The organism is Streptomyces sp. 184 (assembly GCF_045781775.1).
GTDB lineage: Bacteria > Actinomycetota > Actinomycetes > Streptomycetales > Streptomycetaceae > Streptomyces.
In genome coordinates this window covers 2,889,341-2,902,426 of record NZ_CP123230.1, presented here as the reverse complement: position 1 = coordinate 2,902,426, position 13,086 = coordinate 2,889,341, and the positions used below count along the sequence as shown (strand labels likewise).

Below are 13,086 nucleotides of genomic sequence, written 5' to 3'. Positions count from 1 at the left end.
GGGTACGACCCTTCATTGCGTCGAGGATTTACGCGAAGTCTGGTGCTGGATAAGGACGGCGGCGACGATGATCGCCCCCTTGGCGATGTCCTGGACCGCGCTCTGTACGTTGTTGAGGGCGAACAGGTTCGTGATGGTGGTGAAGACGAGCACGCCCAGCACGGAGCCGGTGATGGTGCCCCGGCCGCCGCTGAGCAGGGTGCCGCCGATGATCGCGGCGGCGATCGCGTCCAGCTCGTACAGGTTGCCGTTGGTGTTCTGGCCGGAGCCGCTGAGCGCGATGAGCATGAACGCCGCGATGCCGCAGCACAGGCCGGACACGACGTACAGCAGAAGCCGCTGCCGCTTGATGTCGATGCCGGCGAGCCGGGCGGCCTCGGGGTTGCCGCCGACCGCCACGGTGCGCCGGCCGAAGGTGGTGCGGTTGAGCACCACCCAGCCCAGGGCGGCGACGCCCAGGAATATGAGCACCAGCGGCGGGATGCCGAGGATGCGGTTGTCCGCCGCCATGAGGTCGAGCACCGCGTCGACCTCGACGATCTGCGTCCCGCCGTCGCTCATCTGTTCGGCGAAGCCGCGCGCGGACGCGAGCATGGCGAGCGTGGCGATGAAGGGCACCAGGTTGCCGTACGCGATGAGCACGCCGTTGACGAGCCCACAGCCGATGCCCACGGCGACAGAGCAGAAGAGCATGCCGGCCAGGCCGTAGTCCTGGGTGGCCTGCGTCGTCGCCCAGACCGAGGCGAGGGCGACGATGGCGCCGACCGACAGGTCGATGCCGCCGCCGATGATGACCAGCGTCATACCGATGGTGACGACGCCGATCGCCGACGACTGGACCAGGATGAGCCGGACGTTGTCGACGTCCATGAACTGGTCGGGCTTGGTGATGGCACCCACGACGATCAGCAGGCCGAGCACGCCGAGCAGCGCCACCAGTCTGAAGTCCACGAGGTTCTGCCAGCCGGAGGCGTGGCCGTTCCCCTTCGGCTTCTCCGGCGCCGGGGCGGGAAGCGAGTCCGATTTGCTCAACACTTACGAGGTCCCTTCCATGACGAGGTCGAGCACCCGGTGCTCGTCGAGATCCCGGGCCGGGGCGGTGTGCACGACCTGGCCCTCGCGCAGCACGAGGACCCGGTCGGCGAGGCCGAGGACCTCGGGGAGTTCGCTGGAGACGAGCAGGACCGCGACGCCTTCGTCGGCGAGCCTGCGGATGAGCGCGTACAGCTCGGCGCGGGCGCCGACGTCCACGCCGCGGGTCGGCTCGTCCAGCAGCAGCACCCGGCAGTTGCGCAGCAGCCAGCGCGCGAGCACCGCCTTCTGCTGGTTGCCGCCGGAGAGTGTGCGGACGGGGGCGTCGGGGTTGTCGGGGCGCAGCGACAGGTCGCGTACGGCCTCCCGGGCCGCGGACCGCTCCCCGGACCGGTCCAGCCAGCCGCCGGTGGAGAAGCGGGTGAGCGAGGAGATCGAGACGTTGCGGCTGACCGACTCCGTCATCAGCAGCGCCTGGGACTTGCGCTCCTCGGGGGCCAGCCCGATGCCCGCCTTGACGGCGGCGGTGACGTTGCCGGGGCGCAGTGGACGGCCGCCGACGAGGACCCGGCCGGCGGTCGGCTTACGGGCGCCGAAGACGGTCTCCAGGATCTCGGAGCGGCCGGAGCCGACGAGGCCCGCGAGACCGACGATCTCGCCGGGCGCGACCTGGAGGTCCACCGGCGCGAACTCGCCCTTCCTGGCCAGCCCTTCGAGGGTGAGCACCGGCTCCTTGCCCGCGGCCGGTGCCTCCGGCCGCTCGGGGAAGACGTGCGCGACGTTGCGGCCGGTCATCAGCGTGACGATCTCGTTGGTCGAGGTGGTCTGCGCCGGCAGGCCGCGGGCGACGGCCCGGCCGTCCTTCAGGACGGTGACGCGGTCGCCGATGCGGCGGATCTCCTCCAGCCGGTGGGAGATGTAGATGACGGCGACGCCCTGTGCGGTGAGGTCGGCGACGATCCGGAAGAGGTTGTCGACCTCGTCGGGGTCGAGGGCGGCGGACGGCTCGTCCATGACGATGAGCTTCACGTCGTGGGAGAGCGCCCGCGCCATGGAGACGACCTGCTGGCCGGCGGCGGAGAGGGTGCCGACGATGGCGCCGGCGGAGATCTCCGGGTGGCCGAGCCGGCCCAGCAGGTCCTGGGCGGCGGTGTGCGCCTCGCGGGTCTTGATGAACCCGCCGGAGGAGCGCTCGTGGCCCAGGAAGACGTTCTCCGCCACCGATACGTGCCGCACCAGGTCGAGTTCCTGGTAGATGGTGGAGATGCCCAGGCGCATCGCGGCCACCGGCGACTTCAGCGCGGTCTGCTCGCCCTGCCAGCCGATGGCGCCCTCGTCCGGCTGGTGGGCGCCGGCCAGGACCTTGATGAGGGTGGACTTGCCGGCACCGTTCTGGCCGAGCAGGCAGTGCACCTCGCCGGCCACGACGTCGAGGTCGACGCCGTCCAGCGCGCGGACGCCGGGGAAGGACTTGGTGATCCCCGTCATGGTGAGCAGGGGTGTGGCGGGGGTGGGCGGCGTATCGGACTTGAGCGCCATGTACGGATCTCCTCGGCGGTGCTCCAACTGCGTCTGCGCAGGCGCAGGTTGGGCAGGGTGGAGCGCAAACGGGCGGGTTCACCGGGCAGTGCGGGTGATGCGGGTGGTGTGGTCGGGGCAGCGGGGTGGTGCGGGGGCCTGCGCGGGTGGTGCCGCGGTCGGCCGGGGTGCTGCGGTGGTACTGCGGTGGTACGGGGTGTGCCGCGGTGGTACGGGAGGTGCTGCTGGTGCGGTAGTGGTGCGTGGGTCGTACGGGGTGATGCACGGGTTGTACGGGGTGATGCGGGGGTCGGGCGTGGTGCGGGCGGTACGGGTGGTGCGCGCCTGTCGGCGCCCGGCGTCAGGCGGGCGAGAACAGGTGGTCGCTGGTGAGCCGGGCGGCGCCGATCACGCCCGCGGTGGGGCCCAGCTCGCCGAGCACGATGGGCAGGTTGCCGGTCGCCAGGGGCAGCGACTGGCGGTACACCTGGGTGCGGATGGCGGCGAGCAGCGTGTGGCCGAGGCCGGTGACGCCGCCGCCGATGACCACGAGCCCCGGGTTGAAGAAGCTGACCAGGCCGGCGATGACCTGGCCGGTACGGGTGCCGCCCTCGCGGATGAGGTCCAGCGCGACCGCGTCGCCGGCCGTCGCCGCCGCGGCGACGTCCCTCGCCTCCAGCTCGCCGCCCTCCTCCAGTTGTGCGGCCAACTGACCGGAGCGGCCCTCGCGGGCGGCGTTCTCGGCGTCCCGGGCGAGGGCCGAACCGCCGAAGTACGCCTCCAGGCAGCCGCGGTTGCCGCAGGCGCACGGGCGCCCGTCCACCTCCACCTGGATGTGGCCGATGTCGCCGGCGCTGCCGTTCGTCCCGCGGTAGACCTCGCCGCCGACGACGATGCCGCAGCCGATGCCGGTGCCGATCTTGACGTAGAGGAAGTCCCGGACGGCGCGGGCGACGCCGGCGTGCTGCTCACCCTGGGCCATGATGTTCACGTCGTTGTCGACCATGACGGGGCAGCCCAGCTCCTGGCTGAGTGCCTCGCGGACCGGGAAGCCGTCCCAGCCGGGCATGATCGGCGGCGCGACCGGCACGCCTTCGGGGAAGCGGACGGGACCCGGGACGCCGATGCCGGCGCCGTCGAAGCCCTCCGCCACCCCGGAGGCGCGGAGCTTGGCCGCCATCGCCAGCGCCTGCTCGAAGACCGCAACCGGGCCTTCGCGCACGTCCATGGGCTGGGTCAGATGGCCGAGCACCTCCAGCTCGGCATTGGTGACCGCCACGTCGATGGAGGTGGCGCCGATGTCGACGCCGAGGAAACGCAGCGAGGGGGCGAGGCGGATGTTGTGCGACCTGCGTCCGCCCCGGGAGGCGGCGAGGCCGTCGGCGACCACGAGCCCGGTCTGGAGCAGGCGGTCGATCTCGACCGCCAGTTTGGAGCGGGACAGTTCCACCTGGTCGCCGAGCTGCGCCCGGGAGTTCGGGCCGCCGTCACGCAGCAGGCGGAGCAGTCGCGCCTGGTGCGCGTTCGCGGGCCGAGCTGTCATGCGCCTCACGCCACTCCTCCCCGGCCTCGCGTACGTCGTCCTCGTACGCCGTCGTCGGCTTTCCACGGGGAACGTAGCAGTGCTTCGCCACTGAGGGAAGAAGTTCTGCGGGAATCGGTATCTACTTTCTCCACCGCCAGGACAAAGGGGGGGTCGTCATCGGCGGCGTACGCTGGCGCCATGGGTCGGGTGACGGTGCGGCGTCCGGTGGTGCGGGTGCGCGGTGGGCTGGTGGACCGGCGGGCGGACACGCTGGTGGCGGAGGAGCCGCTGGAGATCCGGGTGGGGGGCCGGGCGGTGGCGGTGACGATGCGTACGCCGGGGGACGACTTCGCGCTGGCGGTGGGGTTCCTGGTCAGCGAGGGGGTGCTGGCGCGGCGGGCTGAGCTGGCGTCGGTGACGTACTGCGCGGGTGCGGTGGAGGGTGCCGGGGGCGGTAACACGTACAACGTGGTGGATGTGCGGCCGGCGGCGGGGGTGGTGGTGCCGGAGGTGTCGCTGGAGCGGAACGTGTACACGACGTCGTCGTGCGGGCTGTGCGGGAAGGCGAGTCTGGACGCGGTGCGGACGGCGACGCGGTGGCCGGTGGACGCGGCGGACGGGGTGCGGTTGACGCCGGAGGTGCTGGCCGCGCTGCCGGAGCGGTTGCGGGCGGGGCAGCGGGTCTTCGACCGTACGGGCGGGCTGCATGCGGCGGCGCTGTTCACCGCGTCCGGGGAGTTGGTGGATGTACGGGAGGACGTGGGCCGGCACAACGCGGTGGACAAGCTCGTCGGGCGCGCGTTGCAGGAGGACCGGTTGCCGTTGGCGCGGACGGTGCTGATGGTGTCGGGGCGGGCTTCGTTCGAGTTGGTGCAGAAGGCGGCGATGGCCGGTATCCCGGTACTGGCCGCGGTCTCCGCGCCCTCCTCCCTGGCTGTCGATCTCGCGGTGGAGAGCGGGATGACGCTGGTCGGGTTCCTGCGCGGCGACACCATGAACGTGTACGCGGGCGAACACCGCATCGCGCTCGACTGACACCCGGTCCGGGTAGACACTGTCCACCACCGTAGTAGACACTGTCCACCATGACCGCGGACACCCGCGCACGCCTGCTCCAGGCGGCGCTCGAACTTCTCGACGAACGAGGCGTCGACGCCCTGACCCTGCGCGCCATCGCCCGGCGCTGCGGCGTCTCGCACGGCGCCCCGCTCAAGCACTTCCCGCACCGCGCGGCGCTGCTGTCGGCCGTCGCCACCCAGGGCTTCCACGAGCTACAGGACTGGGCCGACGAGGCGCTGGGGAAGCTGGCGCCGGACGCGACCCCGGCCCGGCGGCTGCGTACGGGCACGCGCGCGTACGTGGAGTACGCGGTGGCCCGGCCCGAGATGTTCGCGCTGATGTTCCGCCGCGACCTGCTCGACGCGCACGACCGCGAGCTGGGCCGCGCCTCCCTCGGCGGCTTCGACAACCTCGTGCGCCTCGTCGAGGCCCGGCAGTCCGAGGGCTGGCGGGCGGACGCCGATCCGCGGCTGCTCACCGGTGCCCTGTGGTCCGCCATGCACGGCACCGCCGAGCTGTGGTCCTGGGGCGCCCTGCCGCTGGCCACCGGCGCGGCGAGCATCGACGACGTTCTGGACGGCCTCTGCGAGGCGTTCGAGATCGGCCCACCGCCCGTACGACGAAAGCGAAGCACGCCATGACCACCACCCCTCCCCCGGACTTCGACCGGGAGACCGCCGTCCACGCGTCAGCGGGCGAGCCCGGTTCGTACGACACGGACCTGCCCGGCGCGTGGAAGGTCGGCCAGGGCATCAACGGCGGCGTGCTGCTCGCCACGACGGCCCGCGCCCTGTCCGCCGAACTCGGCACCCCCCGCGACGACCGCCCCGGCCACCCCGACCCGCTGTCGGTCTCCGCGTACTACCTCTCGACGGCCACCGCGGGCCCGGCGGTCATCCGCACCGAGACCGTCCGCCGCGGCAACTCCCTCTCCCACGGCGGCGCGGAGCTGCTCCAGCAGGAGGAGCCGGACGCCGGCCCGGTGGCCCGGCTGCGCGTGCTGGCGGCGTACGGCGACCTCGACGACCAGGCCGGCGACGTCCTGACCGCGGCGAAGCCGCCGGAGCTGGCGCCGGTGGAGCAGTGCATAGGCAGCCACGCGGCACCGCCCGAGTTCCGCGCGGAGTCCCCCATGCTCACCCGCGCCGACCTGCGGCTGGACCCGTCGTGCGTGGGCTGGGCGGTGGGCGCGCCGTCGGGGCGGGGCGTGATGAAGGGCTGGTTCCGCCTCCCGGAGACCCGCGACCCGGACCCGCTGCTCCTGCTGATGGCCGTCGACATCCTGCCCCCGGCCAGCTTCGAGCTGGGCATGGTCGGCTGGGCCCCGACGCTGGAACTCACCGCCCACGTACGGGCGCGGCCGGCGCCGGGGTGGCTGCGGGTGGTGCACTCCACCCGGAACGTCGCGGGCGGCTACATGGAGGAGGACGCGGAGATCTGGGACTCCGCCGACCGGCTGGTAGCCCAGTCCCGCCAACTGGCCCGCCTCCCCCGGCAGTCCTGACCGCGCCCGCCCGCGGAGGGCGGCGCCCGTCGGAAGTCGTTGCCCGAACCCGCCCTCCGTCGGGCCCCGCCCTGCTCCCCGGCCGTGTCCGGCGAGGCGGGGCGGGGTTGACACCGTGAGTCATGTCCATGACTGTCGAGGCCGTCGGCGAGCGACGCGCATCCCCCTTTCCGGGGGGGCGCTACGCCGACGACACGCCGCCGACACGGAGGTACGTGGATGGGGGAGCCGACGTTCGGACTCCTTGGGCCGCTGCGTGTGTGGGCCGGAGGTGCACCGATCCGGATCGGCGGGCCGAAGCCGAGGGCGGCGCTCGCCACCCTGCTGCTCCAGCCCGGCCGCTTCGTCTCCGTGGACGTGCTGACGGAGGTGCTGTGGCCGGGCGGGGCACCCCCGTCCGCCGTGGCCAACGTCCGCACGTACGTGCGCAACCTGCGCCGGGCGCTGTCCGCCGCGGGGATCTCCGCCGCCGGGCTGCGGACGGAGCCGTCCGGCTACGCGTTCGATGCCGCGCCGGACGACGTCGACATGCTGCTCTTCGAGCGGCATCTGGGCCGGGCCCGCACGGCCCGCGACCGGGGCGACGACGTCGCCGCGCTGCACGACTACGAGACGGCGCTCGGCCTCTGGCGCGGCGGCGTGCTCCAGGACGTACCGGCCAGCGTGGTCTGGGACCCCGGCGTCACCAGGTTGGAGGAGCTGCGGGCGACCGCGGTCGACGAGTGCCTCGGGGTCAGGCTGCGGCTGCGGGACTACGCGCTCCTCCTCGCCGAGCTGCGCTCCCGGCTCACCGAGGACCCGCTGCGGGAGGACCTGTGGCGGATGCTCGTACGCGCCCTGCACGACTCGGGCCGTACGACCGAGGCGCGCTCCGCCTACGCCGAGGCCGAGCGCATCCTGGCCGCCGAACTCGGCACCGAGCCGAGCAGGCCGTTGCGGGCGGTCGGCGAGGAGGTCAACGGGTACGCCGGGCGGAGCCGCGCGGTGGCGGTCGCACCGGTGTGCCAGTTACCCATGGACGTACCGGACTTCACCGGCCGGAAGGCGGAGATCGCCGCACTGGAGAAGCTGCTGTCGGCGGCCGACCGGCGGCCGGTCGTCGTGGCGATGTCGGGACCGCCGGGGTCGGGGAAGTCCGCGCTGACAGTGCACGTGGCGCACCGGGCCCGCGCGGCCTTCCCCGACGGCCAGCTCTTCGTCGACCTCGGCGGGCTGAGCGACCGGCCGCGCGACCCCGCCGACGTCCTGGCCGAGATGCTGCGGGGCCTCGGTGTCGTCGACAGCACCGTCCCCGCCGAGCAGAGCGAACGGGCCGCGCTGCTCCGCTCACGCCTGGCGCAGCGGCGCTTCCTCGTCGTGCTCGACGACGCGGCCGACGGCGCGCAGGTGCGCCCCCTGCTGCCCGGCACCGGCGGCTCGGCCGTGCTCGTCAGCTCCCGCCGGCGGATGCCCGACCTGCCGGCGCACCACTTCTCGCTCGGCGAGCTGAAGCAGGAGGAGGCCCGCGCGCTCCTCGGCACGGTCGCCGGACCGGACCGGCTGGTCACCGACGCGGCCGGCGCCGACCGGGTGCTCGCCGGCTGCGGCTCGCTGCCGCTGGCCGTGCGGATCGCCGGGTCACGGCTGGCGATCCGGCGGTCCTGGACCCCGGCGACGCTCGCCGACCTCCTCCAGGACGAACGCGAGCGGCTCGACCAACTGAAGGCGGGCGAGCTGGAGGTGCGGGCGAGCGCGGAGATGAGCTACCGGCACCTGCCGGAGGGCGCGGCCACGGCCTTCCGCGCCTTCGGCCGGCTGCCGGCCGAGCCGGTGGGAGGCTGGCTCGTCGCCGCCGCCATGGGCGGCGCCGCCGACGACGCCGCCGAAGCCCTGGCCACCCTGGCCGACAGGCACCTGATCGAGGCTGTGGGGACCGACGGGCTCGGGCTCCAGCGCTACCGCATGCACGACCTGCTGCGCTGCTACGCGCGCGAGCTGGCCGACGCGGACACGTTCACGGTGCGCCGGCGACAGCAGCTCCGTATCGTCGATGCGCTGACCGCGCTCGCGCGCGAGGCGAACGCGGCGATGCCCACGCGGTTCCTCGGCGTGCGCGGCCCGACGGCGCAACCGGCCGGGCCGAGCACGGAGATCGCCCGGGCCGTGCGGGCCGGGCCCGTCGAGTGGTTCGAGACCGAACGCCGGACCCTCGTCGCCACGGTGGAGTCCGCGCTGCGGCTGGGCCGCGTGACCCAGGCCGCCGACCTCGCGCTGGAGCTGGCGGCCTTCTTCGACCTGCGCGGCTACTACGGCGACTGGCTGCGGACGCACCAGTTGGTTCTCGACGCGATACCGGCCCCGTCGGAGGCGCGGGCCGCGGCGCTGCTCCGCAACATCGGGCAACTGCACCTCTACCGCGACCGCTACACCGACGCGCTCGACTCCTTCGTCTGGGCGCGCGCGATCTTCGGGGCGGTCGGCCATGGCGCGGGCGAGGCGGTGGCGGCGGCCGGAGAGGGATCCGTACACCGGATCCTGGGCGACCCGAACGCCGCGCTGGCGGCCTTCACCGACGCGCTGAGCGGGTTCCGGGAGGCCGGCGACCGGCACGGCGAGGCGGTCGCGCGCAACGCGATCGCCTCCGTATGGCTGGAACGCAAGAACCCGCGGGCCGCGGCGCCGTGGCTGAGCGGAGCGCTGGAGCTGGCCCGGGACCTCGGTGACCGCCACCGCGAGGCGCAGGTACGCCGCCGCATCGCCGTGCTGCACGACCTGCGCGGTGAACCGGACCTGGCGCAGGCGGAACTGGAGCGTGCCCTGGACATCTTCTGCGACCTCGCCGACACCCACTGCGCCGCCTACGTGCAGGAGAGCATCGGCGAACTGTGCCTGCGCCGCGGCAACGCGGGTCAGGCGTCGGCGCTGCTGGCCGACGCGCTCGCCGTACAGCGGCAGTTGGGCGACCGGCGCGCGGAGGCGAGTCTGGCCTGCCTGCTCGGCGAGCTGCACCGCGCGACGGGCAGGGTGCAGACCGCACGGCACTACTTCCACCGCTCCCTTTCCGCCTGGCGGCGGCTGGAGGCACACGACCGGGCCGAGGTGGTGCACGCGAAGCTGCGGTCGCTGCGCTCCGGCCCGGGATGACGCGCGTAGAGCGAACGCGGCGGAAACCGGCCGCGTTCGCTCCACGCGGGCGCGTCAGCAACCGTTCGTGCTCTCCAGCCGCCGGTCGAGGTAGTCGTACCACCTGACGCCCTGGACGACCGCGACGACGACGGAGCCGTTGTGGATCTGCTCGTAGTGCAGGTGGGGGGTGAACTCGTGGATTGCAGACGAGGCGCCGACCTTCCCGATCACCTGCCCCCGCCCCACCTGCGCGCCGCGCGCGACGGTGCGCTCCTTCAGATGTGCGTAGCGGGTCCGCCACCCGTCGCCGTGGGCGACGACGACGGTGTTGCCGTAGCCGTCGCCGGTGGAGTAGTACGACGCGACGACCGTGCCGCCCGCGCTGGCGAGCACGCGGCGGCCGAGGTCGTCCGGGGTGCCCTGGGCGTTGTAGTGGTTCCAGTCGATGGAGTGGGCCGGGCCGTGCCCGCGCCAGTTGTTGCCACGCCAGACCTGACCGCAGATGAACGGCATCTTGAAGGCGGGCCGGGCCAGCGGTGCCGTCGTCTGCGACGACGTGCCGGCCTGGGGCGCCGCGACGGCGGCCGGCGTCGCGACGGCCACGGCGGCGGCCACGCACACCGCGGCGGACAGTCGGTGGATTCGGCTGCGCATGGTTCTCCCCTTGTCGTCGGTGACCCGGTGATTGAAGGGGGCGCCGATACAAAGCGGATACACAAGGGGCGGGCGGTTCGCCTACGGTTGTGGCCATGGTCACGGTGACGACGCGAACGCGGACGCGGACGCTGGTCGCGCTGCTCACGATGGCCCTGACGGCGTGCGGCGGCGGTGCGCCCGGATGACCGGTTCCGGGGGCGGCAGGGGGTCGGTGTCCGCCTCGCGCCGTACCCGTATCGCGCCCATCGGGCCAGCCAGGAGGGCTGACGGCCCGCCTGAGCGTCCGCACCCCACCGGCGTGCGGTCCACGATCCACACATCGCCGCTCCGCGGCGTGGTGTCCGCCCGGTCCGGCGCGGCGGGTGTGGGGGTGGTGGGGGTGGTGGTACGGATGGCGTTGTGGAGTGGTTTTCGGCGGAGGGGTACTGGCTGAGCCGGCTGGTCTTCCAGCGTGGGCTCGCCCTGCTGTACGTCGTCGCGTTCGTCGCCGCCGCGCGGCAGTTCCGGCCGCTCATCGGCGCGCGCGGCATGCTGCCCGTGCCGCGGTTCACCGCGCGGGTGCCGTTCCGGCGGGCGCCGAGCCTGTTCCAGGTGCGCTACTCCGACCGGCTGTTCGCCGCCGTCGCCTGGGGCGGTGCCGTGGTTGCCGCCGCGGTGGCGGGCGGGGCGGCGGATGCCGTGCCGCTGTGGGCGGCGATGCTGCTGTGGGCGGTGCTGTGGCTGCTGTACCTGTCGATCGTCAACGTGGGCCAGGTCTGGTACTCGTTCGGCTGGGAGTCGCTGCTGCTGGAGGCCGGCTTCCTCGCGATCTTCCTCGGCAACGACACCGTCGGGCCGCCCGTGCTGGTGCTCTTCCTGCTGCGCTGGCTGCTGTTCCGGGTCGAGTTCGGTGCCGGGCTGATCAAGATGCGCGGCGACAGGTGCTGGCGGAATCTGACCTGCCTCTACTACCACCACGAGACGCAGCCGATGCCCGGGCCGCTGAGCTGGTTCTTCCACCACCTGCCCCGCCCCCTGCACCGCGTCGAGGCCGCCGCCAACCACGTCGCCCAACTGGGCCTGCCGGTACTGCTGTTCACGCCGCAGCCCGTCGCCACCTGGGCTGCCGCCGCCATCGTCGTCACCCAGCTCTGGCTGGTGCTCTCCGGCAACTTCGCCTGGCTCAACTGGATCACCATCCTCATCGCCCTGACCGCCGTCGACGGCCGGCTCGTCGCCGACCTGACGCCGCTGCCCGGGCCGCCGGAGTCCGGCGGTACGCCGGCCTGGTTCACCGTCGCGGTCTTCGCCGTGACCGCCCTCGTGCTGGCGCTGAGCTGGTGGCCCGCCCGCAACCTGCTCTCCCGGCGGCAGCGGATGAACGCCTCGTTCAACTCCCTCCACCTCGTCAACACCTACGGCGCCTTCGGCAGCATCACCCGCGTACGGCACGAGATCGTCGTCGAGGGCACGGCGGACCCGCGGCCGACCGGGGCGAGCCGGTGGCGGGAGTACGGGTTCAGGGGCAAGCCCGGCGATCCGCGGCGGCTGCCGCGGCAGTTCGCGCCGTACCACCTGCGGCTCGACTGGCTGATGTGGTTCGCGGCGCTCTCCCCCGCGTACGCCGAGCGGTGGTTCGGCGCCTTCCTCACCCGGCTGCTCGACGGCGACCGCGACACGCTCCGGCTGCTCGGCCACAACCCGTTCCCCGACCGGCCGCCCGGCAGCGTACGCGCCCGGCTGTTCCGGTACGAGTTCACCGACCGGGCCGAGCTGCGCCGCACCCGGGCGTGGTGGCGGCGGGAGTTCGTCCGCGAGTACGCCCCGCCCGTGACCGCCGCGGAGCGGGGACCGGCGGGCCTCAGCCCGTGAGCCGCTGAAGCCCCACCACCCGCAGCAGCTCCAGCCGTTCGTACGACTCGCTGCCCGGCCGCGCCGTGTAGACCACCAGCCGCTGGTCGTGGTCCGGGTTCAGCAGCACCTCGCAGTCCAGCTCCAGCAGCCCGACCACCGGGTGGACGAACCGCTTGACCTCCCGGCGCCGCACCGCCACGTCGTGCGCCTGCCACAGCGCCGCGAACTCAGCGCTGCGCGCCCGCAGCCGCCGTACCAGCCCGGTCACCCGGGCGTCGTCCGGGCGCCGGGCGAGGGTGGCGCGCAGGTCGGCGACGGCGCGGCGGGCGACGTCCGCGCGGTCCTCCGGCGGGATGAGCGCGCGGCCGTCCGGCTCGGCGAAGAACCGCCAGACGATGTTGCGCCCGTCCCCGGCGCGGTCGGCGGCGTCCCCGGACAGCGCCCGGGACAGGGCGTTCTGCGCCAGCACGTCGCCGCAGTCGGCGAGCACCTGCGCCGGGGTGTCGGTGAGCCGGTCGAGGATCAGCAGCAGCCCGGGGCGTACGTGCGCGCCCGCGCCCCGGGCGCGCGGCGGCTCCTCGCCGGCCAGGTGGAACAGGTGGTCGCGCTCGTCGTCGCCGAGGCGCAGCCCGCGGGCGACGGCGGCGAGCATCTGGCGCGACGGGCGGGAGCCGCGCGCCTGTTCGAGCCGGGTGTAGTGGTCGGCGGACATCCCGGCGAGCTGCGCCACCTCCTCGCGGCGCAGGCCGGGCGTGCGGCGCCGCGCCCCCGGCGGCAGGCCGACGTCCGCGGGGGTGAGCCGCGCGCGGCTGCGGCGCAGGAAGTCGGCCAGTTCCGTTCTGTCCATACCGCC

General features: G+C 73.7%; 10 protein-coding genes. 5 read left to right on the top strand and 5 right to left on the bottom strand.

The features are described from left to right. Positions 1-12: 12 nt before the first annotated feature. From QBL21_RS12380 to QBL21_RS12370, 3 genes are all read right to left on the bottom strand, one after another. Positions 13-1,035, bottom strand: a complete 1,023-nt coding sequence (locus QBL21_RS12380) for an ABC transporter permease (protein ID WP_407562201.1) — start codon at positions 1,033-1,035, stop codon at positions 13-15. Beyond that, a complete protein-coding gene (locus QBL21_RS12375) occupies positions 1,036-2,571 on the bottom strand; it encodes a sugar ABC transporter ATP-binding protein (RefSeq protein WP_407562200.1) in 1,536 nt (511 codons plus the stop codon). Between the two features lie 340 nt (positions 2,572-2,911). Beyond that, positions 2,912-4,093, bottom strand: coding sequence for an ROK family protein (locus QBL21_RS12370; protein ID WP_407562199.1), 1,182 nt, complete (start codon positions 4,091-4,093; stop codon positions 2,912-2,914). Positions 4,094-4,273: 180 nt separating this feature from the next. On the opposite strand from QBL21_RS12370, the gene fdhD reads away from it, so the two are divergent. From fdhD to QBL21_RS12350, 4 genes are all read left to right on the top strand, one after another. After that, positions 4,274-5,110, top strand: coding sequence for a formate dehydrogenase accessory sulfurtransferase FdhD (gene fdhD, locus QBL21_RS12365; protein WP_407562198.1), 837 nt, complete (start codon positions 4,274-4,276; stop codon positions 5,108-5,110). A 50-nt stretch (positions 5,111-5,160) separates the two neighbouring features. Continuing rightward, positions 5,161-5,775, top strand: coding sequence for a TetR/AcrR family transcriptional regulator (locus QBL21_RS12360; RefSeq protein WP_407562197.1), 615 nt, complete (start codon positions 5,161-5,163; stop codon positions 5,773-5,775). After that, positions 5,772-6,638, top strand: a complete 867-nt coding sequence (locus QBL21_RS12355) for a thioesterase family protein (protein ID WP_407562196.1) — start codon at positions 5,772-5,774, stop codon at positions 6,636-6,638. The genes QBL21_RS12360 and QBL21_RS12355 overlap by 4 nt, the downstream gene beginning before the upstream one ends. A gap of 219 nt (positions 6,639-6,857) precedes the next feature. Beyond that, on the top strand, positions 6,858-9,761 hold the full coding sequence (locus tag QBL21_RS12350; protein ID WP_407562195.1) for a BTAD domain-containing putative transcriptional regulator: 2,904 nt from the start codon (positions 6,858-6,860) through the stop codon (positions 9,759-9,761). A 54-nt stretch (positions 9,762-9,815) separates the two neighbouring features. Here the strand turns inward: QBL21_RS12350 and QBL21_RS12345 are convergent, their stop codons facing one another. After that, positions 9,816-10,397 (bottom strand): M23 family metallopeptidase, encoded by a 582-nt coding sequence (locus tag QBL21_RS12345; protein WP_407562194.1) that lies wholly within the window; start codon positions 10,395-10,397, stop codon positions 9,816-9,818. Positions 10,398-10,799: 402 nt separating this feature from the next. On the opposite strand from QBL21_RS12345, the gene QBL21_RS12340 reads away from it, so the two are divergent. Then, positions 10,800-12,251: a lipase maturation factor family protein gene (locus tag QBL21_RS12340; RefSeq protein ID WP_407562193.1), complete on the top strand. Its 1,452-nt coding sequence runs from the start codon at positions 10,800-10,802 to the stop codon at positions 12,249-12,251. On the opposite strand, the gene QBL21_RS12335 is transcribed toward QBL21_RS12340, so the two are convergent. Further along, the gene (locus tag QBL21_RS12335; protein ID WP_407562192.1) at positions 12,241-13,080 is read right to left on the bottom strand and encodes a helix-turn-helix transcriptional regulator; all 840 of its coding nucleotides are present in this window, start codon (positions 13,078-13,080) and stop codon (positions 12,241-12,243) included. The genes QBL21_RS12340 and QBL21_RS12335 overlap by 11 nt on opposite strands. Positions 13,081-13,086 lie beyond the last annotated feature (6 nt).

What these genes read in the sequence shown, in the direction of transcription:
- QBL21_RS12375 (WP_407562200.1), bottom strand. Translation starts at nt 2,571, where the DNA reads ATGGCGCTCAAGTCCGATACGCCGCCCACCCCCGCCACACCCCTGCTC.
- QBL21_RS12370 (WP_407562199.1), bottom strand. Translation starts at nt 4,093, where the DNA reads ATGACAGCTCGGCCCGCGAACGCGCACCAGGCGCGACTGCTCCGCCTG.
- fdhD (WP_407562198.1), top strand. Translation starts at nt 4,274, where the DNA reads ATGGGTCGGGTGACGGTGCGGCGTCCGGTGGTGCGGGTGCGCGGTGGG.
- QBL21_RS12360 (WP_407562197.1), top strand. Translation starts at nt 5,161, where the DNA reads ATGACCGCGGACACCCGCGCACGCCTGCTCCAGGCGGCGCTCGAACTT.
- QBL21_RS12355 (WP_407562196.1), top strand. Translation starts at nt 5,772, where the DNA reads ATGACCACCACCCCTCCCCCGGACTTCGACCGGGAGACCGCCGTCCAC.
- QBL21_RS12350 (WP_407562195.1), top strand. Translation starts at nt 6,858, where the DNA reads ATGGGGGAGCCGACGTTCGGACTCCTTGGGCCGCTGCGTGTGTGGGCC.
- QBL21_RS12345 (WP_407562194.1), bottom strand. Translation starts at nt 10,397, where the DNA reads ATGCGCAGCCGAATCCACCGACTGTCCGCCGCGGTGTGCGTGGCCGCC.
- QBL21_RS12335 (WP_407562192.1), bottom strand. Translation starts at nt 13,080, where the DNA reads ATGGACAGAACGGAACTGGCCGACTTCCTGCGCCGCAGCCGCGCGCGG.